Genomic DNA, 25,395 nt, shown 5'->3' with positions numbered 1-25,395 from the left:
AAAAGAGGGTTACCTGGACAATAACTCGGGGAGGGGGCTGATACGGTGGCCTGCACAACGACTGATCAGGCTGGTGCCGTGCACGATTCCACCCTCCCTACAACAGGGACCACCGCCGGGATCCTGCAGCGGCCATACCTGTGGGTGACCATCGGCGCGTGCGCCCTGGTATTCCTGGCGGCCTTCGAATCGCTGGCGGTGACCACCATCATGCCCGTGGTCAGCCGCGAACTGGACGGCGCCGGCCTGTATGCACTGGCTTTCGCCGGGCCGCTGGCCACCGGGGTGATCGGGATGGTGACGGCCGGAAACTGGTCCGACCGGCGGGGGCCGGCCCTGCCCCTCTACGCCGCCGTGGGGTTGTTTGTGCTCGGCCTGATCATCGCGGGCACCGCAGTGTCCATGCCGATGCTGGTCAGCGGACGCCTGGTGCAGGGACTTGGCGGCGGGGCCCTGACAGTGGCCCTCTACGTGGTGGTGGCCCGGGTCTACCCTGCGGCCCTGCACCCGGGGATCTTTGCTGCCTTCTCCGCGGCGTGGGTGGTTCCGTCGCTGGTGGGGCCGTTCGCTGCCGGCCTGGTGGCCCAGGTCCTGAGCTGGCACTGGGTCTTCCTGGGCGTTGTGGTCCTGGTGGTCCCCGCGCTGGTGATGATTGTTCCGGTGCTCCGCGGCATTGACCGTCCGGCGGAACAGGGAACGCCGCCGCCCTGGGCGGTGGGCCGGATTGCCTGGGCTGCGCTCGCAGCGCTCGCGGTGCTGGGCCTGAACCTCTCCGCGGACGTCACCATCGCGGGACTTTCCGCCGCACCGGCGCTCCTGGCCGCGGCCGCCGTCGTGATTGCCCTGGTTGCGGTGCGCCCGCTCGTGCCGCGGGGAACACTGCTCGCGCGGCGGGGCCTGCCGAGCGTCATCCTGACGCGTGGCCTTGCGGGCTCGGCGTTTTTCGGGGCGGAGGTGTACCTGCCGTACCTGCTGATCGACCGGTATGCATTTGCGCCGACGTTCGCGGGGCTGGCCCTCACCGCGGGTGCTGTCGCGTGGGCCGGTGCCGCCGCGGTCCAGGGCAGGCTCGGCCCGCGGCTGCCCCACCGCACGGCGGTGCGCACGGGTGCCGCGCTGGTGCTGCTGGCCATCGTCCTGACGCTGGCGACATCGGCACTGCACTGGTCCGCCGTCGTCGCGATCGCCGCCTGGATCTTCGCCGGCGGCGGCATGGGACTGCTCTATCCCCGGCTGAGCGTGATGACGCTGGCGCTGTCCACGAAGGCGGATGAGGGCTTCAACAGCTCGGCGATGTCCATCGCGGACTCGCTGGGCGGCGCGCTGGCCCTCGCCGCCACGGGCATCGTGTTCGCGGCATTTACGACGACGGCGGAATCGTTCGCCGGGGTCTTCGCCCTGACCGCGGTGCTCGCCGTCGCCGCGGTGGCCGTAGCCCCGCGCGTCGCCCGCTAACCCTCCTGCCGGACAAAAACTCAGAGGAGGCGGGTGGCCCGGAGCACGGTATCGGAGATGACGGCTTCCTCACCGTCCGGACCCGTGGCAGGCCGTTCCCGCGTGGTACTTACCTCCACCTGCCAGCCCGGGGATTCGATGCCCAGTTCCTGCACGAGCTGCTCCGGGGTGTAGAACATGTCCGGGTTGGTGTGGTTTCCCCACGGCGGCAGGCGGTGGGGGTGGTGGCCCACAATCAGCAGCGTGCCGCCGGGCTTGACCGCGGCAGCCGCGGTCCGCAGCGGGCCCTGCCACACCAGCTGGGGACCATGCAGGAAATGGGACGACACAAGATCGTAAGCCTCCGCCGGCTGCCACTCGTCCAGGTCGCACTGTTCCCAGTGGATGCGGCTGGCGATGGCGCCCGGGCCGGCGTGCACACTGGCGCGGTCCAAGGCGTCTTTTTCGTGCCTGGCCGCGCGTTCCAGTGCGACGGCGGACACGTCGACGGCGGTGACCGTCCAGCCGTGCTGCGCGAGCCAGATGGCGTCGGCACCTTCGCCGCAACCGAGGTCCAGTGCCTTGCCGGGCCGCAGCCCCGCACCTTCCCGGACCAGCTGGGCGTTGGGTTTGCCGCTCCAGATCTGTGGCTTGCTGCCGTATTTTTCGTCCCAGGCTTCGGCCGCGCTTTGCTGCCGCTGATCCCCCTGGTGAGTGTCGCCGTCGTGCGTTCCGTGCTGGTGGTCCCCGCCCTGTTCAGTCATGCCTCAAGCCTGCCCCGGCGCGGCTTCGAAGGCAACGGTCCCGTCTGCGCGTCCCTTCCCCACCGCGATCCCCACCCAACTGGGTCGCAGCAGATGCTGTTATGAGGCCTCAAACCGACATGTGCTGCGACCTACATGGGGCGGGGGAGGGTCAGGAATCGGGGCTGCGGGCCGCGGGGTGGTACGCTTAGGGGACTTGATGTGCAGTGATGCCCGCTTGCTCCTTGGTTGGAGTCCCAAACGTTGGGAAGCGGGTTTTTTCATGTGAGAGGCACATCCTGCGTCGATGAACGCGTTCCATTTGGTCCCAGCCGCCGCCCTGAATTGGGCAGCAGCCCGGTTGATCACCTGACTTTTCTTCGGCGAAACCCTTGAGCCAACCGGCATCGGGGGCCGATATCCGCACGGATACCGCCTGAAAGACCTTGAATCTATGACTACTTTTGCTGCCCTCGGCACGCCCAAAGAACTTGCCGAGACCCTCACAGCCCAGGGAATCGTTGAGCCTTTCCCCATCCAGGTCAAGACCCTCCCGGACACCCTGGCCGGACGCGACGTCCTGGGCCGCGGCCGCACCGGCTCCGGCAAGACCATCGCTTTCGCCATCCCGCTTGTAGCAAGACTCGCTGAGCGGGAAGCCAAGCACTTCCGCAAGCCCGGCCGCCCCATGGGCCTGGTCCTCGCACCGACCCGCGAGCTGGCAACCCAGATCAATGCCACCATCGAGCCGATGGCCAAGGCCATGGGCCTGAACACCACCGTGATCTACGGCGGCATCTCCCAGGCCCGCCAGGAAAAGGCCCTGCGCGCCGGCGTCGACATTGTCATCGCCTGCCCCGGCCGCCTGGAGGACCTGATCCGCCAGCGCATCCTGACCCTCGAAGGCGTAGAGGTCACCATCCTGGACGAGGCCGACCACATGGCCGACCTCGGCTTCCTGCCCGTGGTCAAGAAGCTTATGGACATGACCCCCAGCCAGGGCCAGCGCCTGCTGTTCTCCGCTACCTTGGACAACGGCGTGGACAAGATCGTCCAGCGCTACCTGTCCAACCCGCTGACCCACTCCGTGGACGATCCGCAGGCCGCGGTGACCACCATGGAACACCACGTGCTGGTTGTCAACGACCAGACTGTCAAGAAGCAGCTGATCGTCGAGCTCGCCTCCGGTGCCGGCCGCCGCGTACTTTTCATGCGGACCAAGCACCACGCCCGCAAGCTCGCCAAGACCCTGACCGACGCCGGGATCCCCGCCGTCGACCTGCACGGCAACCTCTCGCAGAACGCCCGTGACCGCAACCTCGCCGAGTTCTCCTCCGGTGACGTGCGCGTCCTGGTGGCCACCGACGTCGCGGCCCGCGGCGTCCACGTGGACGACGTCGAACTGGTCATCCACGTTGACCCGCCCACAGAGCACAAGGCATACCTGCACCGCTCAGGCCGTACGGCCCGTGCGGGTTCGGACGGCACCGTTGTCACGCTGACCCTCCCGGAGCAGCAGTCCGACGTCAAGAAGCTGATGAAGGCTGCCGGCGTCGAGGTCAACTTCGAGCGCGTCACGGCCAACTCCCCGCTGGTTGCTGAACTCGTGGGCGAAATGGCCGACAAGATCGATCCCCGCACCCGTGCGGCACTGCTGGCTACCAAGGCCAAGCAGCAGGGCGGCGGCACCTCCACCGGAGCCAACGCGGAGCGCAAGCGCGCCCGCCGCAGTGGCCAGGCTGCACCCACCGCGGGTGGCCGTGGTGGACGCGGTGGCCGCGGACGTGTTTCCACCGAGGCTCCCCGCACCGACCTGCCCCGTGCAGAACGCCGCGCCGTGGCTTACGAAGGCCGCACCGAGGCGCGGGCAGCATTCGATCGCGTAGCTGAGCAGAACGAGGACCGCGCCATTGCAGCAGCTGCTGCACGACGCAACGCCAGGGGCCGCGGCACCGCTGCCTCCACCCATCGCAACGACGTTCCCGCAGCAGGTGGCCGTGCATCGGCTGGCCGCGGTTCAGACGGACGCAGCGCTGATGGCCGCACGGATTCACGCGTAACCCGCAGCGATGCTCCTCGCGGCGGCACCGGACGTCCGGCTTCCTCCGGCCGCCCGGCGTCTTCCGGCGGACAGCGTAACGGCCGTCCGGCAACGGGCCAGCGCGCAGCCGGCGCACGCACAGCAGGTGCCGGCGCGGGTACGGGTGCCCGGACCGGTGGCGGACAGCGCTCTGCCGGTGCGGGCGCAACCGGCGGCAACAAGGCTGTCTGGTCTTCGACCACCGGCGGTACTTCGGGTGGCTCCTACGGCGGCAACGGCCGTTCCGGTGAAGGCCGTCTGGCCCGCAGCGGTCCCCGCCGCGCGTCGGCTCCGGCTTCGAACGAACGCCGCAGCCGCTAATCCCCACCGGCTCCCAAACCTCGCAAGCCCGGCCAGGGAACCCTGCCGGCGTGGGCCCAACTTAAACGCCACCGAGTGCTCCGTAACTGCCGTTATGACCCTTCTAAACGGCGGTTACGGAGCACTCGATTGGTTGTTAAGCCTGCCTACCAGCCGCGGGCGCGCCACTCTTCCAGGTGCGGGCGTTCCGCGCCGAGGGTGGTGGGCTTGCCGTGGCCCGGGTGCACCACCGTGTCATCCGGGTAGGCATCGAACAGCCGCTCGCTGACGTCATTAATCAGCTGGTTGAACCGCTCGGGATCTTTCTGGGTGTTGCCCACACCGCCGGGGAAGAGCGAATCCCCGGAAAAGATGTGGGCGGGCCCGGCCGGGTCCCGGTAGACAAACGCGATGGAACCCGGCGTGTGGCCGCGCAGGTGCACTGCGGTCACGTCGAAACCGTCGAAGTTGCCGACGTCGCCGTGGTTCAGCAGCACGTCCACCTTCACAGGCAGTGCCGCGGCGTCATCCACGCCGGCAGCAGTGCGTGAGCCGGTGGCGGCCACCAGTTCCTCCAGCGCCCGGACGTGGTCCCAGTGCTGGTGGGTGGTGGCGATCAGGGCAAGGCGGGGTGTTGCGGCGGTGTCCAGGTTTGCGTCCCGCAGCAGCCCCCGGATGGCCGGAAGGTTGTCCGCGGCATCAATCAGCAGCTGCGCGCCCGACTGCTTCGCGGTCAGCAGATACACGTTGTTGTCCATCTCGCTGACCGAAATCCGGCGGATGGAGATGTCCTGCAGGTCATGAATGAGGGTTTCCATGCGCCCCAGTTTATTCACGCTGCTGTTTATTCACGGTGCTGGCTATTCGCGGCCCTCGGACACCCACGTGGGATCCGCGGAACGGGAGCCGACGACGGCGTCCGCAGCCTCGTCCAGTGCGTTCAGTTGCGCCGGGGTAAGGACCAGGGACAAGGCACCCAGGTTTTCGTCGATCCGTTGCGTTTTGCGCGTGCCGGGGATGGGGACCACGGGCAGGCCCAGCCGCTTGCCCTGGGCCAGAAGCCAGGCGAGGGCTACCTGCGCCGGGGTTGCGGACAGCTCCGCGGCCACGGCCTGGACGGCGGCCACCACTGCCTGGTTGGCAGCGGCGGCGTCTTCGGCGAATCGGGGGATCCGGCGTCGGAAGTCGTCGGCACCAAGGCTGGACGCGTCCACGGTGCCGGTGAGGAATCCCCGGCCCAGCGGCGAATACGGCACAAAACCAACGCCCAGTCCGGCGGCGGCGGGAACAACGTTGCGTTCCACATCGCGGCTCCAAATGGACCACTCGCTTTGGACTGCGGCGATCGGATGTACCGCGTGGGCTTCGGCAAGCTCCTGCGCGGTCACCTCAGACAGGCCAAGGTGTTTGACCTTGCCCTGCTGCACAAGCCCCGCCATGGCCTCCACGGTTTCCACAATCGGAACGCGGAGGTCACGGCGGTGCATGTAGTAGAGGTCGATCACGTCCGTGCCCAGCCGCTTCAGGCTGGCGTCCACTGCCTGCCGGACATACGCCGCATCCCCGCGGACGTCGGTGTAGCCGGTGGTGGGCGTGCCCACGAGGGAGAACTTGGTGGCCAGCTGAACCTCCTGCCGCCGGTCCTTCAACACCTTCGCGATGAGTTCCTCGTTGCTGCCTCCGCCATAGATGTCCGCCGTGTCAATGAAGCTGATGCCGGCATCCACCGCATGGTGCAGGGTCTTAAGGGCATCGTCCGGGTCAACGTCGCCGTACACCGGCGTGAGGGCCATTCCGCCGAAGCCGAGGGGGCTGACAGTGAGGCCGTCCCCGAGGTGTACCGATGGTGCTGATGCAGTCATGAGCGCGCTCCGTTCGTTGAGAAAAGGCTGTCCCAGCCAAGAACCCCGTGCCCGTCAATGGTATTCCGGGCTCTGTGTGGGTTTTATGGCCGGCCCACGCATCGAGTGGCGACGTCTCGGCGTTACGGCGCCCGCTTAGCGCCGAGATCTCGCTGGTCGACGGAGAGAGGCCTAGCCCCAGGGGATGATCCGGTCCGCTCCCGCCCGGGTGGCCTCGATCAGCACGGCGTTGGCCTCATCCGGGCCCGAGGCCCAGGCTTCCGCGGCGCTCCGCTCCATGCCGAACTCCACGTGCCGGTTCACTAGTTGGGCCAACCTGACCGCAGACGGCGTGTCCATGAACCAGACCTCGTCCAGCTGCGCCCGGACGTCCTTCCACGGCGGCGTGTCTGCGAGCAGGTAGTTCCCCTCGGTGATGACCAGGGACACGGAGGCCGGGATGGCAATGGACGCTGCCACCGGTTCGTCCAGAGTCCGCCGGAACTCCGGGGCGTAGACCACTGCCTCGTCCCGCCGCACCAGCCGCTGCAGCAGCGAGAGGTACCCGCCGACGTCGAACGTGTCCATTGCTCCTTTGCGCTGCCGCAGCGGTGTGCCGTCGATGATGGCGTTGCCCAGGTGGAAGCCGTCCATCGGAACCACCACGGCAACGCCCGGGCCGAACTCCCGCTGCAGGCGCGCGGCGAAGGTGGACTTGCCCGAGCCAGGGGCCCCGGTGATACCCAGCAGGGTCCGAGGGCCGCCGGACCCGCCGTTCGTGTTGCCGGCGAGCCTGTGCCGCAGCGCGGTCAGCGCCGCGGTGATTTCGGGGGAGTCCATGGCAAAAGCCTAAACCGGCTGGTCCTCACGGACCTTTGCGTCGGCAGGCAGCGACTTCAGCCCGGCCGCGCACCCCACGATCCCGGCGATGAACAGCACTTTCAGGAGGCTGAAGGGTTCGACGCCGGTGGCCATGGCCCAGCCCACCGTCAAGGCAGCTCCGATCCCCACCCAGACGGCGTAGGCGGTGCCGAGCGGGATGCTGCGGATAGCGAGCCCCAGGCCGATCATGCTCAGCGTGGAGGTCACGGCGAAGACAATGGTGGGCAGCAGCTGGGTGAAGCCGTTCGACAAGCCGAGGGCGGTGGCCCAGACGGCTTCGAGCACCGCGGACACCAGCAAAAACAGCCACGCAACGGAACGCTTGTTCATTACGCCACCACCTTCAGGCCCACCACGCACGCGGCGATGCCGGTCAGCAGCAGCAGGCGCGCCGTCGTCGGACGTTCTGCCTTGGTGACCATCGCATACGCGGAGGTCAGCACCACGCCCACACCCACCCAGACGGCGTAGGCGGTCCCGGTGGGAATGGACTGCATGGCGATGGCGAGCCCGGCCATGCTGGCCAGGACGGAGACCAGGAAGAGGAGGGCGGGTGCGATGCGGCGCCGGCCGGCTGATTCAAAGGTCCGGTGCAGGGCGGCGGCCCACACGGCCTCCAGCGACCCCGAAAGAATGAGGATTACCCACGACATGACAGATCCTTTGGCCAGTCTTGTCGCGCGCCGGGTACTGAACCGTCGTCCGGAGGCCCCAGTGCGGGACCTTGTCAACAGCGTAGCAAACGCCCGACGGCGGGTGGTCGGTCTGGTGGCCAACTTCACCAGCGGGGTTCCACTCCCCAGTTGGGATGAGATGGGCCGGGATTGCGCGGTCAGCCTGCCCCGCGGTCAGCCTGCGACGCGGTCGATCGACACGACGGCCAGGAAGCCGCGGCCCAGGATCTCGGGGGAGCGGGTATCGGAACCGACGACGGCGTCATAGCGGTTGAGCGCCTCGGGTTCAGCGGGCCTTGCGGCAGCTCCGCCGTCGGCATCTTCTGTGCCGTCCGCTTCCACGGCCGCGCCGGGGCTGACGGTGGCCTGTCCCTGCAGCAGCACGGCCAGCTGGCCCTCGAAGACCGGATGCGCACGCTTCTTGGAGAGCTCAATGATGGACGTGAAGCCTTTGAACGAACCCGCCCGCGTGATGACGTTGAGGTCCCGGATGTCGCCGGTGGGCAGGGCACCGTGCGCGGCAGCGTCACCGGAGAACCTGAACGGCCGGTACTTTTCCAACGGATGCTCCGCACCGTCAACGGTGAGCAGGAGGAGTTCGCCCTCAAGCACGGTCAGCACCCGCTCCATGCCCGGGAACGCCGAGAAGTCCCCGGCCTTGGTGACGTCGGCGATGCTGACGCGCCAGTCCCAGGCGCCGTCCTGCGCGGAGGCCGCCTTCGGATGGCTGGCCAGTTCGCGGGTTGCCCCGCCGCCGTTGCGCCACGGTTCGGACCTGAGTTCTGCGAAGCGGATGATCTCCATCCGTCCAGCCTAGTTCGTGTGCCGATGCCCCCGCCGCAGGCCGGGATCACTGTAATGACCCCACGCCTGCTACTCTCCTCCCGGGGGACATAGCACACAAAGACTCGAGGAGCCTGAAATGTTCGTCAAAATATGTGGTCTTAGTACGCCTGAATCGGTCCGCGTTGCCGTCGACGCCGGGGCTGACGCGGTGGGGTTTGTGCTGACTGCGAGTCCTCGCGCGGTCTCGCCGTCCCAGGTTTCGGCGCTGCTGGCAGGCGTGCCTGCCGGCGTGACCGCCATCGGCGTTTTCCGGCATGAACCCGTGGCCGATGCCCTCGCAATCGCCCGCACCGCCGGACTCGAATGGATCCAGCTCCATGGCGACCTCACCCCGGCGGACGTCACCACAGTGCACGACGCCGGCATGAAGCTCATCAGGGCGGTCACCATGGCAGCCACCGCGGACGCCTTCGCCAACTGGGGCGAGGACATCCTGTTGATCGACGCCGCCGTCCCCGGGTCCGGTGAAACGTGGGACTACGCCTCCATGGTTGACGTGACAGCACTTCAGGGCCGCCAGTGGCTCCTGGCCGGCGGACTGAATCCCGGCAACGTCAGCGACGCCGCCGCGGCAGCGGGCGCATGGGGTGTAGACGTCTCCTCCGGCGTGGAAGCGTCGCGCGGGGTGAAGGACCTGGATAAGATCGCCGCGTTCGTGACGGCGGCCAAAGGCTAAGGTCATCGGCTGAAGCTTGCGGCCGGGGAACGGCCCAAGGCGGCAGAAATCAGGGGCCAATCAGGGCAGACCCCGACGTTTTTGTCAGACCCTGCAGGGCACAATGGACACATGAAGACTCTGCTCAACATCATCTGGCTCGTTTTCGGCGGATTCTGGCTTGCCCTGGGCTACTTCACGGCGGGCATCATCTGCTGCCTGCTGATCGTCACCATCCCCTGGGGCATCGCGTCCTTCCGGATCGCGGCGTACACGCTCTGGCCGTTCGGTCGGATGGTAGTGGACAAGCCCGGCGGAACGGGTGTGTTCTCCCTGCTGGGGAATGTCATCTGGCTGCTGGTGGCCGGCATCTGGATCGCGATCGGGCACGTGGTGACGGCCTTCGCCATGGCGATCACCATCATCGGCATCCCGCTGGCCATCGCCAACCTGAAGCTCATCCCGGTGAGCCTGATGCCGCTGGGCAAGCAGATCGTCCCCACCAACCGGCCCTTTATTAGCGCCTACCGCTGACGCGCGCGCAGGGCGCAGAACTCCCTGCCGTCCGGGTCAGGCGAGCTCGCCGTGCAGGTTCCGGCGGGCGGCGTCCAGCCACAGCTCCCGTGCCCGGGGGCTGTGGAAGAGCGGGTCCAGTTCCAGTAACTGGCGTACGACGGCGGCGCGTCCGGCGGCGAAATCGGCGTCGCCGATGTGCGCGTAGTCTTCGCGGACGGCGGCCACATACCGGGCGTAGGGCTCCGGTTCCCCGCCGAGGACCGAAAGGTCCGCGTCGCAGATGAGGGCGCCGTCGTCGTCCCCCGGCTCCGGACGGTGGTCCGACGTCAGCATGACCAGGCGCGCCACCTCCTCAACCTCAGCCGCCGGGAGTCCAGCCTCAGCCAGCCGGTCTTCGGCCAGCCGTGCGGATTCCTCCTCATCCTGGCCTGCAACCCCGCGGTACACGGCATCGTGGAACCAGGCCGCCAGCAGCACGGTCTTCGGCGGATCGGCAGGCTCGGTGAGCAGGTCCAAGGCCTCGAGGACGGCCAGCAGGTGGGTACGGCCGTGGTACTTGCGGTGGTCCTCGCCCCACCGATCCAGGAGGTCCAGGAAGAGGGCGTCGTGGCCGGGCATGATGCTTTCCCAGCGGTGCAGCAGCGGCACTTTGAGGGATTTGCTGCGCTGCCTGGCAGGGATGCGCAGCCCGCTGGCGATCAGTTTGCGGACCAAGATGCGGCCCTCGACCGGGACAGCGCCGGCCGCCACGAGGTCATCGAACCGGCGCTCCGGAACGTCGTAGTGGTCGCCGTCGAACGCCCTGTCCGGGATGCCCGCCGCGGCCGCGAAGGCGTGCAGCTCCGCCAGCGAGGAGTCGGAGACCAGATGTGAAAAGTGTGTATCGTGGGCAGGCCAGAGGGGCGGATCGATATAGATCGACATGCAAGAAGTCTAGTTCGGGCTGGACGGCAGGAGCCCGAACTCAGGAGCCCGCCGGCAGGATGTTCTGGTTGCCCTGGAAGATGTTCTGCGGATCGAAGTCCCGTTTGACCCTCGCCAGCCGCGCGTAGTTGGCGTCGCCGAACGCGGCACGGATGCGGTCGTGGCCCTCGTTGCCGATGAAATTCAGCCACACACCGCCGGTGGCGTAGGGCGCAATTTTCTGCCGGAAGTCCTTGACCCAGGCCTTGGCGAGCTGGCCTTCCTCGGGCGTGGGGGAGATGCCGTACGGGTGGCTCACCCAGGCCGCGTCCCTGTTAATCAGCGGGGTGGCTGCGCCCGCAGTACCGCCGACAGCGCCGCCCCAGCGCGCGACCAGTTGCTGGGAGGTGGCGTCGGGCAGGTTCCTGGCCGAGTCCACAAACACGTCCAGGGCGTCGTCGGACAGTTCGTTGTGATAATCCGAGCTCCAGTAGTTGTAGTGGTCCGGCGGATCATCCAGGGCGCCGTTGAACTCGGCGTACGGCGTGTCGCCTACCAGGTCAACGGCAGGCATGAGTTCACGGAAGGGCCGGGCATGTTCAGAACCCTCCTCAGGGTCTCCCGCATAGACGTAGCCGATGACCACGGCCATTTTCCCCACGAGATGCTCGGGCACAAACGGTTCCGGCGGCGCGGTCAGATAGAGCATTCCGAGGCCCACACTGTCCGGGGCCGCCAGGGCAAGGTCCCGGTAAGCCCGCGAAATGTGAGTGGCCTCCTCGCCGGGCCACAACCACATTCCGGCGTGCACCATGGGACCGAGCCTGTGCGCCTGGAACGTAAAGGACGTGGCCACGCCAAAGTTTCCGCCGCCGCCGTGCAGGGCCCAGAAGAGTTCGGGGTTTTCCTTAGCACTCGCGGTGACCCGATCGCCGTCGGCCGTCACCAGGTCTACCGAGACGAGGCTGTCACAGGCGAACCCGTACGCGCGTTCCAGCCACCCGGAACCGCCGCCGAGGGTGAAGCCTGCGACGCCGGTGGTGGAGGCGCGCCCGCCGGTCACGGCCAGCCCGTGCTCCTGTGCGGCATGGTCGAACTCGCCCCAGGTCACGCCTGCGCCGACGGTGACCATGCCGGACTCCGGATCCACGCCGATCGACTTCATGGGCCGGACATCGATCACCAGGCCGCCGTCGTTCGTGGACATGCCGGCCACGGAATGCCCGCCGGCCCGGACGGCAACGACCATGGCGTTATCGCGTCCATAGCGGAGGGCCTCGGCTACCTCGGCGTCACCCGAACACTGGGCGATGACCGCCGGACGTTTGTCAATCATGGCGTTGAAGACCCTGCGGGCCTGGTCAAAGTCGGGGCTGTCGGGCCTGATCCACTTCATGGCGATGCTCCTCAGCGACCACGGCCCCTCCCCTCCCCATAGCGTAGGACGCCGGCAGGCGATGTTCCACAGCGCGCCGCTGACCTGCGCATACTGCGGCACTGGGGCCGTTGATATTCCCCGGCGGAAGGCGGATGATCAGCACACATGTGGCTGCACGTTCCGTCAACGGGGAGGTTCCAATGGAGATACCAGGCGGCGGGCGGCTGCAAGGTGAACCTGTTTCCCTCTGGCTTGCCTCTGCCGGGGAGACCGGCTATCCGGCACTGGACCGCGACGCAGAGGCGGACGTGGCGGTCATCGGGGCCGGTGTTGCCGGACTGACGGCGGCCTTGGCGCTCAAACGCGCCGGGCACACCGTGGCGGTCCTCGAGGCGGCGCGGGTGGGAACCGGCGTCACCGGCCACACCACCGGCAAAGTCACCTCGCTGCACCGGCTTGCCTACACCGACCTGGTCCGCAGCCACGGCACGGACACCGCCCGCATCTACGGCCAGGCCAACCAGGACGCAATCGACCACATCCGGCGGGTGGTGGCTGCGGAGGGCATCGAGTGTGACTTCCGCCTGGTCACCAACTACACCTATGCCGAGACCGACGAGGCCCTCCAGCTGGTCCGTGCCGAAGCGGATCTGGCCGCCAGCCTGGGCCTTCCCTCGAGCTTCACATCGGATGTGCCGCTGCCGTTTCCGGCGAAGGGTGCGGTCCGGTTTGACGGGCAGGCACAGTTCCACGCGGTGAAGTACCTGCAGGGCCTGGCGCGCGCAGTCCATGGCGATGGCAGCTTCGTCTTCGAACAGACTCGGGCGCTGCGGCTTCACGACGGCAGTCCGGGTGTGGTGGATACCGACGGCGGGACGGTCCGGGCGCGCGACATCATCGTCGCCACCAACGTGCCGTTCGGCGACGACGGGGCTTTCGATTCCCGTTGCCAGCCGCACCGCTCCTACATCGTGGCCGGACGCGTGGATGCGCCGCCGCTTGACGCGACGTTCATTAGCGTGGACGAACCGATGCGCTCCATCCTGACCGTCGCCATCGATGGCCAGAGTTATGTGCTGACGGGCGGGGAAGGGCATCCCGCTTCCGAGGCGGGCGACACCGCCGGGAGGTTCGGCCGGCTCGCCGCCTTCGCCCGCGACAGGCTGGGCGTCCGAGAAATCACCCACCGCTGGTCAACCCAGGACAACTTGCCTGCGGACGGGCTGCCGTACGTCGGACTCATGTCCGCGGACGCCCGGCATGTGTACGTCATCACCGGGCTGCGCAAATGGGGTCTGACCAACGGAACGGCTGCGGCCCTCATCCTCGCAGACACCCTCGGCGGACGGGAGACCCCCTGGGCAGCGGTGTTCGACAGCAACCGACGCGCCCCGGCCGCCGGGGCCGGCGCGGTGGGGGACGCTGCCTCGGGGGTGCCCACCGCGGCTACCGCGGCAGCGCCTGCCGAGACAGCACCGGCGCCCCGCGAAGACTCGCTGGCCCCCGGCGAGGGAGCAGTTCTGGATGTGGCCGGTGAGAGTGCCGCCGTATACAGGGACGGCGACGGGCGCATCCACTCACTGTCAGCCATCTGCACCCACCTTGGCTGCACCGTTGAGTTCAATGCCGCCGACACCACGTGGGACTGCCCTTGCCACGGCTCCCGCTTCGCCGTCGACGGCACGGTCATCCACGGGCCCGCCACCACCAACCTCCCGCCCGGGCCGGAGCACCTGCCGTAACACCTGCCGGGAAGCCCTAAATAGGCCGCAAAACCGCAAATGCGGTCTAAACTGGCCGAATGCCCACTATTCGCGTATCAGAAGCCGCCCGGTTCCTGGGCGTCAGCGATGACACCATCCGGCGCTGGACGGACAACGGGACCCTCGCCGCCCTCAAAGACGACACCGGCCGGCTGGCCGTGGATGGCCTGGAACTGGCCCGGCACGCCCAGAAACTTGCCCAGCTCCCGGACGATCCGCACCGGGGCGGCAGCTCGGCGCGCAACCGGTTTGTCGGACTGGTCACGGGCATCACCACGGACAAGGTCATGGCGCAGGTGGAACTCCAGTGCGGGCCCTTCCGTGTGGTCTCGCTGATGAGCAGCGAGGCCGTCCGCGATCTGGGCCTGGAACTCGGCTCCGTGGCCACTGCCGTGGTCAAGGCCACCACTGTGATCATCGAAACCCAGCAGGGACAGGGCTCCGCATGAGCGCCACCAAGCATCTGAAGACCGCGGTGATCACCGCCGCCGTCATGGCGGGCCTCACCGGCTGCGCGGCATCCACCGCACCCGGGGCATCCGCACCCGGGGCCTCCCCGTCAGGTTCCACCGGGCAGCTCTCCGGGACTGTGACCGTCTTCGCCGCGGCCTCCCTGAAAGCCACCTTCACGGACCTCGCCGCACAGTTCGAGGCAAAGAATCCCGGCACGAAGGTCGCACTGAGCTTCGCCGGCTCATCGGACCTGGTCACCCAGATCACGGCGGGCGCGCCCGCCGATGTCTTTGCCTCGGCGGACACGAAGAACATGGCCAAGCTTGCCGACGCCAAGCTCCTCGACGGAACCGCGAAGAACTTTGCCACCAATGTCCTGGAGATTGCCGTCCCGCCGTCGAATCCGGCGTCGATCGCATCCTTCGCCGATCTGGCGAAGCCCGGCACCCGGGTGGTACTCTGCGCCAGCCAGGTTCCCTGCGGGGCGGCCGCCGACGCGGTGGAGAAAGCTGCCGGCGTGACCATCTCCCCGGTGAGTGAGGAATCGTCGGTCACGGACGTCCTGGGCAAGGTGACTTCCGGCGAAGCCGACGCCGGCCTGGTGTACGTCACGGACATCAAGGGCGCGGGAGACAAGGTCAAGGGGATCACGTTTCCCGAGTCCAGCGGGGCCGTCAACACGTACCCCATCGCCGCAGTAAGTCCGGCCCGCAACAAGGAACTCGCGCAGGCTTTCATCGCCATGGTGACCGGCGCGGAAGGCCGGAAGACGCTCGGAGAGGCCGGCTTCGGCACACCATGAGGACCATGACGGCCCGCAAGGCCGCCACCTACACCGGGGTTCCCGCCTGGATCTACGCCGTGGCCATCGTCGGGGCGCTGTTGGTGGTGCTCCCGCTGGCGGCCATGGTGGCCAAGGTCAACTGGGCCAACTTCATTCCGCTGGTCACGTCGGAATCGTCACTGACGGCCCTGGGCCTGAGCCTGCGCACCTCGGCGGCAAGCACCGTGCTGTGCGTCATCCTGGGGGTGCCCCTCGCCTTGGTCCTGGCCCGCGGCAGCTTTCCCGGCCAGCGGATCCTGCGCTCGCTGGTCCTCCTGCCGCTGGTCCTGCCGCCGGTGGTGGGCGGCATCGCGCTGCTGTACACGTTCGGCCGGCAGGGGCTGTTGGGCAGGACGCTGGAAGTTGCCGGTGTGCAGATCGCGTTCTCCACCACTGCTGTGGTGCTGGCCCAGACCTTCGTTGCGCTGCCGTTCCTGGTGGTCAGCCTTGAGGGCGCCCTGCGCATCGCGGGACCGAAATATGAAGCGGTGGCTGCAACCCTCGGCGCCCGCCCCAGCACCGTGCTGCGCCGGGTCACGCTCCCGCTGGTGCTCCCGGGCCTCGCGTCCGGCGCGGTTCTCTCCTTCGCGCGCAGCCTCGGCGAATTCGGCGCCACCCTCACGTTCGCGGGCAGCCTGCAGGGCGTGACCCGGACCCTGCCGCTGGAAATCTACCTGCAGCGCGAGACGGACGCCGATGCCGCCGTCGCGCTTTCCCTGGTCCTCGTCGCGGTGGCCATCGCCGTGGTGGCGCTCGCGTACCGCGGCCCGCGCGCCGGCAGGCCTGCAAATACGGAGAGTACGACGACGGCGCGCGCCGCGGGCGGTGGCGTCCAGTGACGTTTCTGGTTCAGGCCGCCGTGGAACAGCGCGGGTTCGACGTGTCCCTGCGCGTCGGCCCGGCCGAAACCGTAGCCGTCATGGGAGCCAACGGCGCGGGCAAATCCACCCTGCTCAACGTCATCGCGGGCCTGCTGCATCCGGACTCCGGGAGGGCCGAACTGGACGGCAGGACCCTGTTTGACCTGACCGCCGGGCGTGGGGAATGGACCGCGCCGCACCATCGCGGCACCGGCCTGCTGGCCCAGGAACCGCTGCTCTTTCCGCACCTGAGCGTGCTGGACAATGTTGCGTTTGGGCCCCGGAGTGCAGGCGCGTCCAAACGTGCGGCCAAGGAGTCGGCCCTGCGCTGGCTCGCTGAAGTCGAGGCCACGGACCTGCAGGCGAGGCGCCCGGGCGAGCTCTCCGGCGGGCAGGCCCAGCGGGTGGCGGTGGCGCGGGCGCTCGCGGCCAATCCCGGACTCCTGCTGTTGGACGAGCCGATGGCCGCCCTGGACATCCATGCCGCGCCGCTGCTCCGGCGGCTGCTCAAGCGCGTACTCCACAACAGGCGCGCCATCATCATCACCCACGACGTCCTCGATGCCCTCATGCTGGCCGACCGCGTGGTCATCCTGGAGGACGGGCGGATCACCGAGGAAGGCCCCACCCGCGAGGTCCTGCAGCGGCCGCGCAGCCGGTTTGCCGCCGGGCTCGCCGGGCTCAACTTCCTGGCCGGCGACATCACGGAGCACGGCCTCCGGTCGGGCGGGCTGAACCTCTACGGACAGCACCACGACCTCCCCGGCCCGCTGCCCACGGGACAGCCCGGCGTGGCGGTCTTCCCGCCGTCGGCCGTTTCCATCTTCCTGTCCGAAGCGCACGGCAGCCCGCGCAACACCTTCCCGGTGACCATCACGGACCTGGAGCCGCATGGTGACCAGATCCGCGTCCGCGCCGGCGAAGACGGCCAACTGAGTGCGGACATCACGCCCGCTGCCGCCGCGGACCTGGCGCTCGCCCCGGGCCTGCGGGTGTACTTCGTGATCAAGGCCGGGGCGGTGGCCATCTACCCCGTCTGACCCCAACGCTCTCGCACTTGCTGCACGGTTTTGCCGGACGCTCTCGCACATCCGGGGCGCCGGGCGGCGGGTAGGCTGGGCAGCGTCGTCCGGGTGCGGCGGCGGTATTGGGGGGAAGAAACTTGAAGATAATCACGACGGCGGCTGCCGCGCTGGCGCTGCTGACAGGCCTTGCTGGCTGCAGCCTGGTTCCGTCGCCGACGCCCCCGCCGGACATCGCCCCGGCCACGCCCGTGTCGGCGCTGCCGCCGGAATGCCCCTTCGTTGGCAAGAACGACCTGACACCCGTCCGCATCCCGATAGGAACGCCGCGCGAAACGATCGGGAGCGTCCTGAACGCCTACGGCGCGTGGCTCAATGCCGGATCCGAACTGGTCACCGCCTGGAGCCCCGGCACCACGGTCCCCGAAAACTGCGTTGAGCGGCTGGCGGCCCGGAACGCGGAGGCCTACTCCAGCACCCTGTTCACTTCCCACAGCGACGTGGCCTGGTGGGAGTACTTCGCGTCCGTGAAGGTGATGAACCAGCAGAACCTGGCGTCCGTCCGGCTTGCCCTGCCGGAGTCGGGTGGCCGCGGGAAGTTCGAGCTGTTGAAGGAGATCGATTCCAGCGCCACGGACAGCGGGACATTCCTGAAGTTCGACGCCGTCTACCGTCCTGTCGTTGCGGGCCAGGGAAGCTGGGAAGACCTGGACAAACCGACCCGCTGGTACGTGGAGCTGGTCCCGGCCGGGGATTTCCTGGTGATCAACTATATCGAGACCAAGCCTGCCGCCGGCTATTGAGTTTTTGTCCAGATAATGGCGCTTTTGGGCGGCAAGAGGCCGAATATCTGGACAAAACTCCGAAGGGCTCTGGACAGGAAGTTCGCCGTCGGCAAACATGAGGCGTAGCAGACCGCGCGTAAAGTTGAGCGTAGTAGACTCAACTTAGCGAAAATGCTTAAATCGGAAGGAGCTCTCTTTGGACGTCAAATTCACCACCAAGAGCCAGGAGGCTCTATCGGCGGCAGCCATGAACGCCTCCACCATCGGCAACCCCCAGGTTGAGCCGGCCCACCTGCTCAAAGGGCTGATGGACCAGCGGGAGGGTGTCGCCGTCGCGCTCCTCCGCGCCACCGGTGCTGACCCGGACGCCGTCAGCGTGCAGGCGAGCAGCGCCATCAAGGCCCTGCCGGCTACATCGGGCGGTTCCACGCAGCAGGCGCAGCTGTCCCGGCCTGCGCTGCAGGCCATCCAAAACGCCAAAAACGAGGCCGAACGCCTCGGTGACACCTTCGTGTCCACCGAGATGCTGCTGCTGGGGCTCTCTGCTGGGAGTGACGCCGTCGGGCGGTTAATGCGCGACGCCGGTGCCTCCCATGAGGCGCTGCTCGCCGCCCTGCCGGGTGTCCGAGGGGACCGCAAGGTGACCAGCCCGGATCCCGAAAACACGTTCCAGTCCCTGGAGAAGTTCGGCACCGACCTCACCGCGATGGCGCGCTCGGGCAAGCTGGACCCGGTGATCGGCCGTGACACCGAGATCCGCCGCATCATCCAGGTGCTGAGCCGCCGCACCAAGAACAACCCGGTGATTATCGGCGAGCCCGGCGTGGGTAAGACTGCCGTCGTCGAAGGCCTCGCCCAGCGCATCGTGGAAGGCGACGTGCCCGAAAGTCTGCGCGGCAAGACCCTGATCGCCCTGGACCTGGCCTCGATGGTGGCCGGTGCGAAATACCGCGGCGAGTTCGAGGAGCGGCTTAAGGCCGTCCTTGAGGAAATCAAGAACTCCGAGGGGCAGATCGTCACGTTCATCGACGAGATCCACACGGTGGTGGGTGCCGGTGCCACGGGCGAGTCGTCGATGGATGCCGGCAACATGCTCAAGCCCATGCTGGCCCGCGGCGAGCTGCGGCTGATCGGTGCCACCACGCTGGATGAGTACCGAGAGAACATCGAAAAGGATCCCGCCTTGGAGCGCCGGTTCCAGCAGGTGTACGTGGGCGAGCCCAGCGTGGAGGACACCATCGGCATCCTTCGCGGCCTCAAAGAACGCTACGAGGCGCACCACAAGGTGACCATCGCGGACTCCGCACTGGTGGCGGCGGCCACGCTGTCCAACCGGTACATTTCAGGCCGGCAGCTGCCGGACAAGGCCATCGACCTGGTTGATGAGGCCGCCTCCCGGCTGCGCATGGAGATCGACTCCGCGCCGGAGGAGATCGACCAGCTCCGCCGTGCCGTGGACCGGCTCACCATGGAAGAGCTGGCCCTCGAAAACGAAAAAGACGCCGCCTCCGTGGAGCGCCTGGCAGCCCTGCGGGCCGACAAAGCGGACAAGACCGAGGAGCTGGATGCACTCAACGCGCGCTGGGAGGCTGAAAAGGCCGGCCTGAACCGCGTGGGCGACCTCAAGGCCAAGCTCGACGAGCTGCGGTCCACGTACGACAAGGCCGCCCGGGAGGGTGATCTGGAGACGGCGTCCCGGATCCTTTACGGCGAAATCCCGGCCCTCGAACGCGAACTGAGCGCAGCGGCGGCCGCGGAGGAAGCCAACACGGACAAGCCCGCCCAGATGGTGGCCGAGCAGGTCACGGCGGACGATATCGCCGAGGTCATCTCCGCCTGGACCGGTATTCCGGCCGGCCGCATGCTGCAGGGTGAAAGCCAAAAATTGCTGCACATGGAGGAGGAGCTGGGCCGGCGGCTCATTGGCCAGGCCAAGGCCGTCACCGCGGTGTCCGACGCCGTGCGGCGTGCCCGTGCCGGCATCAGCGACCCCAACCGGCCCACCGGTTCATTCCTGTTCCTGGGCCCCACCGGTGTGGGTAAAACCGAGCTCGCCAAGGCACTCGCGGACTTCCTTTTCGACGACGAGCGCGCCATGGTGCGGATCGACATGTCCGAGTACGGCGAGAAGCACTCGGTGGCACGGCTCGTTGGTGCGCCTCCCGGCTACGTGGGCTACGAGGAGGGCGGCCAGCTGACGGAGGCAGTCCGCCGTCGGCCGTATTCGGTGATCCTGCTGGACGAGGTGGAGAAGGCCCACCCTGAGGTCTTCGACATCCTTCTGCAGGTGCTCGATGACGGCCGCCTCACCGACGGCCAGGGCCGCACCGTGGACTTCCGCAACGTGATCCTGGTGCTGACCTCGAACCTGGGGAGCCAGTTCCTGGTGGATCCTACGCTGGATCCGGAGGCCAAACGGAACGCCGTAATGGCCACGGTCAACGCCTCCTTCAAGCCTGAGTTCCTGAACCGGCTGGACGAGGTGGTGCTGTTCGACGCCCTCACGGTGGACGAGCTGGCACACATCGTGGAACTCCAGGTGGCCGAGCTCGGTAAGCGGCTTCACGACCGCCGGCTCACCCTGGACGTCACCGAGGGCGCCCGCGCCTGGCTGGCCATGACCGGTTTTGATCCCGCGTACGGTGCCCGGCCGCTCCGCCGGCTGGTGCAACGGGAGATCGGTGACCGGCTGGCGAAGGCCATCCTCGCCGGGGACATCGCGGACGGTGACACCGTGCTGGTGGACACCGCTGCCGACGTCGAAGAACTCACCGTTGACGGGTTGGAGGCAAAGGCAGGGCCCGACGGCGGTGCTCCCGCCGGAACCGGCCTGGTGGTGCGGCGGAAGGCGTAAGGGAATCATGACGCGAAAGTGCCCCCTCCGTTGGGAGGGGGCACTTTCGCGCGGTGCCTGTTCCGGCTAGACGGCCGTGTAGCCGCCGTCGATCGGAATGGTGGCACCCGTGATGAACTTTGCCTTGTCGCTTGCCAGGAAGGTGATGAGGTCGGCAACTTCCTGCGCCTCGCCGACGCGGCCGGCCGGGTGCAGCTTTGCATACTGCTCGAGGGTGGGCTCGTCGATGAGCGGGGTACGGATAACGCCCGGGGCCACCGCGTTCACGCGGATGCCCTCCTTCGCGTACATTGTCCCGGCGGCGCGGGTCATGTTCACAACGCCGCCCTTGGAGGCAGAGTAGGCGATGTTGTTGGACACGGCAACGAGGCCGAACATGGACGCGAGGTTGACTACAACGCCGCCTTGGCCCTGCTTGAGGAGCTGTTCGATGACGTACTTGTTGGTGTAGAAAACCCCGGAGTAGTCGATGCCGTTGGTGCGCTCCCAGTTGTCGACCGTCGAGGTGACAACGTCGCCCTCGCCGCCCACTCCTGCGGAGGCGACCGCAATGTCCACGCGGCCGAATTCTTCAACCGTCTTGGCGACGGCGGCCTGAACGTTCTCGGCCTTGGAGACGTCGCCCTGGACGAACTTCGCGCCGATCTGGTCTGCAACCTCTTGCGACTTGGGGTTGTAGTCGAAGATCATGACCTTGGCGCCTTCGGCAATGAAGGACTTTGCGGTCGCGAGACCGAGCCCCGATCCGCCGCCGGTAATGAATGCGACCTTGTTCTCGAGTTGCATGAGTCAGTCCAATCTCTAGAGCGATTGCGCGGGTCACGGTGGTAACGATGTTCCCGCGGTACGCGTTTTGTATGCGTATGCATCTATTGTCGCACCAATACTTGATAAGTCAACCTTTTTGTTGCGGCTGACCGCAACTGATTCTGAAATGCCGGGGATGTTTGCGGCAGACTGGTGGCGTGAGCGGAGTCCCGTGGGTGCTGCATGTTGATCTCGACCAGTTCATCGCTGCGGTCGAAGTGCTCCGGCGGCCTGAACTTGCGGGTAAGCCGATCATCGTCGGGGGCCGGGGTGACCCCACCGAACGTGCCGTGGTGTCCACCGCATCCTACGAAGCCAGGGCGTTCGGGGTGGGCTCCGGCATGCCGTTGCGTGTTGCGGCCCGGAAAGTGCCCGACGCCGTGATCCTGCCCGTCGATCACGAGGCCTATCTCGCGGCGTCTGAAACGGTAATGGCTACGCTGCGTGCCCGGCCCGGCGCTACCGTGCAGGTGCTCGGCTGGGACGAAGCCTTCATGGGTATTGAGGCGGAGGACCCGGAAGCTTACGCCCGGCAGGTGCAGGCCGCTGTGCTGGAACGTACTCAGCTGCATTGCAGTGTGGGCATCGGCGACACCCTGGTCCGGGCCAAGGTGGCCACCGGTTTTGGCAAGCCGGCGGGCGTCTTCCGCCTCACCGCCGGGAACTGGCTGAATGTCATGGGCCCTCGACCCACCCGGGACCTGTGGGGCGTCGGCGCCAAAGTGTCTGCCCGGCTGGCCAAACTGGGCATCAATACGGTCGCCGAGCTCGCCGCGTCCGACCCCCAGAGCCTGGTCCCCGAGTTCGGTCCCAAGATGGGTCTCTGGTATGCCGAGCTGGGGCGCGGCGACGGCGCCAGCGTGGTGGATGACACCCCGTGGGTGGCGCGCGGGCACAGCCGGGAGACCACCTTCCAGCGGGACCTGACCGAGCCCGCCCAGGTGGACGAGGCCGTGCGGGAGCTGACGGCGCATGTCCTGGAGGATGTTGTGGCCGAAGGGCGGCCCGTGGTCGGGCTGACCCTCAAGGTCCGGTATGCCCCGTTCCTCACCACAACCCATGCGAGGAAGATCCCGGAGACCTTCGACCGGGTCGAAATCCTCGCCCGGGCCCTGGACCTCGCAACCGCAATCGAGCCGAACCGCCCCATCCGGCTGCTGGGCCTGCGAGCCGAGATGGCAATGCCCGACGACGCCCGAAAGGGTCATACGCCCACCCGGGGCGGTTGGTAACGGTGCAGGTCAGGCGGAGGGCGATCTTTCCGTGGGCCGCACGTATTCGAAGATCACAGTGGTGTTCGTGCCGGCCACTTCGGGCCTGAGGCTCAGGTTGGCGGCCACCAGGTCACGGAGTGCGGCGGAATCGGCCACGGCGACGTGGATGAGGAAGTCCCGGTCCCCGGTGACGAAGAAGATGCTCTCGACATCGGGCAGCCCGGCCAGGTAGTTTTCGAATTCGGTGAGGTTGGCTCGCGCGTGCGCATGCAGCCGGATGGCTATCAGGGCCTGCAGTCCGCGGCCAACTGCCGCCGGATCCACATCAGCGTGGAAGCCCCGGATGACGCCCCGCTCCTGAAGGGAGCGGATCCGGCCGTGGCAGGTGGACGGGGCGATGCCGGCCGCGGCGGCAATGGCGTTGTTCGGCGTCCGCGCGTCAGCCTGCAGCATCCGGACGATGAGGCGGTCCGTTTCGTCCAGGAATGCGTGCCGAGCGTTGTTCGGTCCCGGAGGGAAACTACCGCCTCTTTCTGAATAATTTGGCATAAGCCCAGCTTTCCCCAGAATGATTGCCGAATCAATTGAGGTTGGTTTTTGCATTCTTCAGACTGAAGGCAATGCCATGTGGCATAAGTCATGGTTGAAGGAGAGTGGAATGTACGCACGTGCACAGTCGCCGCGCACCGCCGTCGTTGTCGGTGCTGGAATGGTTGGCCTGGCTACGGCCTGGCACCTGCAGGAACGCGGCATCGAAGTGACAGTCCTGGAGCGTTCCGGCGTCGCTGCCGGCGCCTCGTGGGGCAACGCCGGCTGGCTCACGCCAGGCATGGCCATGCCCCTCGCCGACCCCACCCTGTGGTCCTACGCCCCGAAGGCGCTGCTGGATTCCACTGCGCCGCTCCATATCCCGGCCCGGCTGGATCCGAAGCTGTGGGCGTTCCTGGCCCGCTTCGGGCTGCACGCCACGGCCAAGGCCTGGGACAAGGCCATGGCTGCCCTGACACCGATCGACCGGGTGGCACTGGACGCCTTCGACGAGCTGACTTCCGGCGGCGTGGAAGCGTGGACGCGTAAGGGGCCCTTCGTTATCGGGTTCGAGCAGGAAAAGGAAAGCAAGCCCTTCATCCACGAGATCCAGCAAGTGGAGAAAGCCGGCCAGAAGGTGCCGCTGACGCGCCTGGACAATCCGCAGCTTAAGGTGCCGCAGCTCTCCGCCGGCGTCTCCGCCGTCTACGAGATGGGGGACCAGCGGTTCATCGAACCCGGGCCGTTTGTCGAGGCACTCGCCGAAGCCGTGCAGGCCAGGGGCGGAAGGATCCTCACCGGCAGGGAAGTGCGCTCGCTGCGTCACGGCCCGCAGGGGATCTCGGTGGAGAGCTACGGGCAGGAGCCGGTTGACGCCGACGTCGTGGTGCTTGCCACCGGAGCGTGGCTGCCGGCGCTGGCCAAGCCGCTGGGCGTGAAGACCCAGATCCAGGCCGGCCGCGGCTATTCCTTCAGCGTGGCCACGGACGATCCCGCCGAGTTCCCCATCTACTTCCCGGCCCGCCGGGTGGCGTGCACGCCGTACCAGGGCCGCCTGCGGATTGCCGGCACCATGGAGTTCCGCGGCCCGGACGAGCCCTTGCAGACTGGTCGCATTGACGCCATCCTCGCCTCCGTGCGGCCGCTGTTCACCAACATGGACCTGGAGAACCTTGAGGATATTTGGGTGGGCGCACGTCCGGTCACGCCCGACGGGCTGCCGGTAGTTGGGGCGACGCGTTCCCCCGGGGTCTACGTTGCAGGCGGTCACGGCATGTGGGGCATCGTGCTGGGACCGGCCACCGGCAAACTGCTGGCCGAGCAGATCGCCACCGGTCACATCCCGGATGAGATCCGCCCCTTCGATCCGCTCCGGTAATGCTCTGCGTGCCGCCAGCGGGCGCGGCCTGATCAGGCAGGACCTGATCAGGCCGCGGCTGTAGGCAGCACCAGCAGGTAGCCGGTGGGAAGGTCGCTGCTCCAGCGTCGCGGCTCGCGGACTACGAACTGCGTGGCCAGCTCGTCGGGCGTGAGCAGGCTGTTCGGCGCGGGCGACGGTCCCCACTGCTGGCTTCCGTACGGGTAGAGGGGATCCTGGACGCGGATGCCCGTGACCGTGAAACCGGGGTAGTGCTGAGGATCGCCGAGCGACTCAAAACCGCTCATCACCCAGGCATGCCGGCCGCTCCACATGACCAGCCCCACCGGCCGGTCCGTGTCCGCAATGGCCCGCGCCGCGGTCCGCAGTGCGTCCTGATAATCGGCGATGCTCACCACCTTGTAGGGGCCCATCCCGGACTCGGTCAGCACCTGCGCCCAACCGAACGGGTTGGCGCCGTTGAACGAGTTGGAGGACCGTGCCCTGGCCATCTCCCACAGCTCGCTCTGCTGAGCCCTGTCGGCCCATGTGCCGCCGGTGTTATCGATGAGGTTGTGCGCGATCTGGATGCTCGCCGCAACACACCAGTCGAAGGTGTACTGCGGAACGAAGTCCCCGTCCCGGTAGAGGTTCAGGGCAAACGCCTGGGGCGGCGC

General features: G+C 67.5%; 25 protein-coding genes and 1 riboswitch. Of the genes, 13 read left to right on the top strand and 12 right to left on the bottom strand.

Annotated elements, in window-relative coordinates:
* Positions 1-78: 78 nt before the first annotated feature.
* Entirely contained in the window at positions 79-1,455 is a 1,377-nt protein-coding gene (locus tag NQJ30_RS04940) for an MFS transporter (protein ID WP_255768636.1), read from the top strand.
* Between the two features lie 20 nt (positions 1,456-1,475).
* Here the strand turns inward: NQJ30_RS04940 and NQJ30_RS04935 are convergent, their stop codons facing one another.
* Entirely contained in the window at positions 1,476-2,198 is a 723-nt protein-coding gene (locus NQJ30_RS04935) for a class I SAM-dependent methyltransferase (protein ID WP_255768635.1), read from the bottom strand.
* Positions 2,199-2,631: 433 nt separating this feature from the next.
* On the opposite strand from NQJ30_RS04935, the gene NQJ30_RS04930 reads away from it, so the two are divergent.
* Entirely contained in the window at positions 2,632-4,578 is a 1,947-nt protein-coding gene (locus NQJ30_RS04930; protein ID WP_255768634.1) for a DEAD/DEAH box helicase, read from the top strand.
* Positions 4,579-4,724: 146 nt separating this feature from the next.
* Here NQJ30_RS04930 and NQJ30_RS04925 read toward each other — a convergent pair whose 3' ends face one another.
* The 6 genes from NQJ30_RS04925 to NQJ30_RS04900 form a co-directional block, all read right to left on the bottom strand.
* Positions 4,725-5,375 (bottom strand): MBL fold metallo-hydrolase, encoded by a 651-nt coding sequence (locus NQJ30_RS04925; protein WP_255768633.1) that lies wholly within the window; start codon positions 5,373-5,375, stop codon positions 4,725-4,727.
* Between the two features lie 42 nt (positions 5,376-5,417).
* Positions 5,418-6,419: an aldo/keto reductase gene (locus NQJ30_RS04920; RefSeq protein ID WP_255768632.1), complete on the bottom strand. Its 1,002-nt coding sequence runs from the start codon at positions 6,417-6,419 to the stop codon at positions 5,418-5,420.
* A 171-nt stretch (positions 6,420-6,590) separates the two neighbouring features.
* A complete protein-coding gene (locus NQJ30_RS04915) occupies positions 6,591-7,238 on the bottom strand; it encodes a nucleoside/nucleotide kinase family protein (protein ID WP_255768631.1) in 648 nt (215 codons plus the stop codon).
* Between the two features lie 9 nt (positions 7,239-7,247).
* The gene (locus NQJ30_RS04910) at positions 7,248-7,610 is read right to left on the bottom strand and encodes a DMT family transporter (protein WP_255768630.1); all 363 of its coding nucleotides are present in this window, start codon (positions 7,608-7,610) and stop codon (positions 7,248-7,250) included.
* A complete protein-coding gene (locus NQJ30_RS04905) occupies positions 7,610-7,933 on the bottom strand; it encodes a DMT family transporter (protein ID WP_255768629.1) in 324 nt (107 codons plus the stop codon). The genes NQJ30_RS04910 and NQJ30_RS04905 overlap by 1 nt, the downstream gene beginning before the upstream one ends.
* Positions 7,934-7,942: 9 nt before the next feature.
* Positions 7,943-8,008: riboswitch (guanidine-III (ykkC-III) riboswitch) on the bottom strand.
* A 120-nt stretch (positions 8,009-8,128) separates the two neighbouring features.
* Complete coding sequence (locus NQJ30_RS04900) at positions 8,129-8,758, bottom strand: HutD/Ves family protein (protein WP_255768628.1); 630 nt, start codon at positions 8,756-8,758, stop codon at positions 8,129-8,131.
* Between the two features lie 118 nt (positions 8,759-8,876).
* Here NQJ30_RS04900 and NQJ30_RS04895 point away from each other — a divergent pair, with 118 nt between their 5' ends.
* Complete coding sequence (locus NQJ30_RS04895) at positions 8,877-9,476, top strand: phosphoribosylanthranilate isomerase (RefSeq protein ID WP_255768627.1); 600 nt, start codon at positions 8,877-8,879, stop codon at positions 9,474-9,476.
* Positions 9,477-9,587: 111 nt separating this feature from the next.
* A complete protein-coding gene (locus NQJ30_RS04890) occupies positions 9,588-9,989 on the top strand; it encodes a YccF domain-containing protein (RefSeq protein WP_255768626.1) in 402 nt (133 codons plus the stop codon).
* Between the two features lie 36 nt (positions 9,990-10,025).
* Here the strand turns inward: NQJ30_RS04890 and NQJ30_RS04885 are convergent, their stop codons facing one another.
* On the bottom strand, positions 10,026-10,895 hold the full coding sequence (locus tag NQJ30_RS04885; protein ID WP_255768625.1) for a DUF4031 domain-containing protein: 870 nt from the start codon (positions 10,893-10,895) through the stop codon (positions 10,026-10,028).
* A gap of 40 nt (positions 10,896-10,935) precedes the next feature.
* Positions 10,936-12,270: an FAD-binding oxidoreductase gene (locus NQJ30_RS04880; protein WP_255768623.1), complete on the bottom strand. Its 1,335-nt coding sequence runs from the start codon at positions 12,268-12,270 to the stop codon at positions 10,936-10,938.
* Between the two features lie 182 nt (positions 12,271-12,452).
* Here NQJ30_RS04880 and NQJ30_RS04875 point away from each other — a divergent pair, with 182 nt between their 5' ends.
* The 7 genes from NQJ30_RS04875 to clpB all read left to right on the top strand — a co-directional run bounded on the left by NQJ30_RS04875 (position 12,453) and on the right by clpB (position 20,812).
* Positions 12,453-13,994 (top strand): FAD-dependent oxidoreductase, encoded by a 1,542-nt coding sequence (locus tag NQJ30_RS04875; RefSeq protein ID WP_255768622.1) that lies wholly within the window; start codon positions 12,453-12,455, stop codon positions 13,992-13,994.
* A 59-nt stretch (positions 13,995-14,053) separates the two neighbouring features.
* Positions 14,054-14,464, top strand: a complete 411-nt coding sequence (locus NQJ30_RS04870; protein WP_255768621.1) for a TOBE domain-containing protein — start codon at positions 14,054-14,056, stop codon at positions 14,462-14,464.
* Positions 14,461-15,270 (top strand): molybdate ABC transporter substrate-binding protein, encoded by an 810-nt coding sequence (modA, locus tag NQJ30_RS04865; RefSeq protein ID WP_255768620.1) that lies wholly within the window; start codon positions 14,461-14,463, stop codon positions 15,268-15,270. The genes NQJ30_RS04870 and modA overlap by 4 nt, the downstream gene beginning before the upstream one ends.
* Before the next feature lie 5 nt (positions 15,271-15,275).
* On the top strand, positions 15,276-16,130 hold the full coding sequence (locus NQJ30_RS04860; RefSeq protein ID WP_255768619.1) for an ABC transporter permease: 855 nt from the start codon (positions 15,276-15,278) through the stop codon (positions 16,128-16,130).
* Positions 16,127-17,191: a sulfate/molybdate ABC transporter ATP-binding protein gene (locus NQJ30_RS04855; protein WP_255768618.1), complete on the top strand. Its 1,065-nt coding sequence runs from the start codon at positions 16,127-16,129 to the stop codon at positions 17,189-17,191. The genes NQJ30_RS04860 and NQJ30_RS04855 overlap by 4 nt, the downstream gene beginning before the upstream one ends.
* 122 nt (positions 17,192-17,313) lie before the next feature.
* Entirely contained in the window at positions 17,314-17,976 is a 663-nt protein-coding gene (locus tag NQJ30_RS04850; protein ID WP_255768617.1) for a hypothetical protein, read from the top strand.
* Positions 17,977-18,154: 178 nt separating this feature from the next.
* Entirely contained in the window at positions 18,155-20,812 is a 2,658-nt protein-coding gene (clpB, locus tag NQJ30_RS04845; protein WP_255768616.1) for an ATP-dependent chaperone ClpB, read from the top strand.
* 66 nt (positions 20,813-20,878) lie between these two features.
* On the opposite strand, the gene NQJ30_RS04840 is transcribed toward clpB, so the two are convergent.
* Positions 20,879-21,598 carry an SDR family NAD(P)-dependent oxidoreductase gene (locus tag NQJ30_RS04840; protein WP_255768615.1) on the bottom strand — a complete coding sequence of 240 codons (720 nt, stop codon included), beginning with the start codon at positions 21,596-21,598 and terminating at the stop codon, positions 20,879-20,881.
* Between the two features lie 179 nt (positions 21,599-21,777).
* On the opposite strand from NQJ30_RS04840, the gene NQJ30_RS04835 reads away from it, so the two are divergent.
* On the top strand, positions 21,778-22,851 hold the full coding sequence (locus NQJ30_RS04835) for a DNA polymerase IV (protein ID WP_441339089.1): 1,074 nt from the start codon (positions 21,778-21,780) through the stop codon (positions 22,849-22,851).
* A gap of 9 nt (positions 22,852-22,860) precedes the next feature.
* Here the strand turns inward: NQJ30_RS04835 and NQJ30_RS04830 are convergent, their stop codons facing one another.
* Positions 22,861-23,382: an Lrp/AsnC family transcriptional regulator gene (locus NQJ30_RS04830; protein WP_255768614.1), complete on the bottom strand. Its 522-nt coding sequence runs from the start codon at positions 23,380-23,382 to the stop codon at positions 22,861-22,863.
* 109 nt (positions 23,383-23,491) lie between these two features.
* Between NQJ30_RS04830 and NQJ30_RS04825 the strand changes: the two genes are divergently transcribed.
* Positions 23,492-24,739 carry an NAD(P)/FAD-dependent oxidoreductase gene (locus tag NQJ30_RS04825; protein WP_255768613.1) on the top strand — a complete coding sequence of 416 codons (1,248 nt, stop codon included), beginning with the start codon at positions 23,492-23,494 and terminating at the stop codon, positions 24,737-24,739.
* Positions 24,740-24,786: 47 nt separating this feature from the next.
* Here NQJ30_RS04825 and NQJ30_RS04820 read toward each other — a convergent pair.
* On the bottom strand, positions 24,787-25,395 hold a 609-nt coding region (locus NQJ30_RS04820; protein ID WP_255768612.1), incomplete at its 5' end, for a hypothetical protein.

The sequence above is a fragment of the Pseudarthrobacter sulfonivorans genome, assembly GCF_024391045.1.
GTDB classification, from domain to species: Bacteria; Actinomycetota; Actinomycetes; order Actinomycetales; family Micrococcaceae; genus Arthrobacter; species Arthrobacter sulfonivorans_B.
The sequence above is the reverse complement of the archived record's forward strand: the minus strand, read 5'-3'. Positions and strand labels throughout refer to the sequence as shown.

What these genes read in the sequence shown, in the direction of transcription:
- NQJ30_RS04935 (WP_255768635.1), bottom strand. Translation starts at nt 2,198, where the DNA reads ATGACTGAACAGGGCGGGGACCACCAGCACGGAACGCACGACGGCGAC.
- NQJ30_RS04930 (WP_255768634.1), top strand. Translation starts at nt 2,632, where the DNA reads ATGACTACTTTTGCTGCCCTCGGCACGCCCAAAGAACTTGCCGAGACC.
- NQJ30_RS04925 (WP_255768633.1), bottom strand. Translation starts at nt 5,375, where the DNA reads ATGGAAACCCTCATTCATGACCTGCAGGACATCTCCATCCGCCGGATT.
- NQJ30_RS04920 (WP_255768632.1), bottom strand. Translation starts at nt 6,419, where the DNA reads ATGACTGCATCAGCACCATCGGTACACCTCGGGGACGGCCTCACTGTC.
- NQJ30_RS04915 (WP_255768631.1), bottom strand. Translation starts at nt 7,238, where the DNA reads ATGGACTCCCCCGAAATCACCGCGGCGCTGACCGCGCTGCGGCACAGG.
- NQJ30_RS04910 (WP_255768630.1), bottom strand. Translation starts at nt 7,610, where the DNA reads ATGAACAAGCGTTCCGTTGCGTGGCTGTTTTTGCTGGTGTCCGCGGTG.
- NQJ30_RS04905 (WP_255768629.1), bottom strand. Translation starts at nt 7,933, where the DNA reads ATGTCGTGGGTAATCCTCATTCTTTCGGGGTCGCTGGAGGCCGTGTGG.
- NQJ30_RS04900 (WP_255768628.1), bottom strand. Translation starts at nt 8,758, where the DNA reads ATGGAGATCATCCGCTTCGCAGAACTCAGGTCCGAACCGTGGCGCAAC.
- NQJ30_RS04895 (WP_255768627.1), top strand. Translation starts at nt 8,877, where the DNA reads ATGTTCGTCAAAATATGTGGTCTTAGTACGCCTGAATCGGTCCGCGTT.
- NQJ30_RS04890 (WP_255768626.1), top strand. Translation starts at nt 9,588, where the DNA reads ATGAAGACTCTGCTCAACATCATCTGGCTCGTTTTCGGCGGATTCTGG.
- NQJ30_RS04885 (WP_255768625.1), bottom strand. Translation starts at nt 10,895, where the DNA reads ATGTCGATCTATATCGATCCGCCCCTCTGGCCTGCCCACGATACACAC.
- NQJ30_RS04880 (WP_255768623.1), bottom strand. Translation starts at nt 12,270, where the DNA reads ATGAAGTGGATCAGGCCCGACAGCCCCGACTTTGACCAGGCCCGCAGG.
- NQJ30_RS04875 (WP_255768622.1), top strand. Translation starts at nt 12,453, where the DNA reads ATGGAGATACCAGGCGGCGGGCGGCTGCAAGGTGAACCTGTTTCCCTC.
- NQJ30_RS04870 (WP_255768621.1), top strand. Translation starts at nt 14,054, where the DNA reads ATGCCCACTATTCGCGTATCAGAAGCCGCCCGGTTCCTGGGCGTCAGC.
- modA (WP_255768620.1), top strand. Translation starts at nt 14,461, where the DNA reads ATGAGCGCCACCAAGCATCTGAAGACCGCGGTGATCACCGCCGCCGTC.
- NQJ30_RS04860 (WP_255768619.1), top strand. Translation starts at nt 15,276, where the DNA reads ATGACGGCCCGCAAGGCCGCCACCTACACCGGGGTTCCCGCCTGGATC.
- NQJ30_RS04840 (WP_255768615.1), bottom strand. Translation starts at nt 21,598, where the DNA reads ATGCAACTCGAGAACAAGGTCGCATTCATTACCGGCGGCGGATCGGGG.
- NQJ30_RS04830 (WP_255768614.1), bottom strand. Translation starts at nt 23,382, where the DNA reads ATGCCAAATTATTCAGAAAGAGGCGGTAGTTTCCCTCCGGGACCGAAC.
- NQJ30_RS04825 (WP_255768613.1), top strand. Translation starts at nt 23,492, where the DNA reads ATGTACGCACGTGCACAGTCGCCGCGCACCGCCGTCGTTGTCGGTGCT.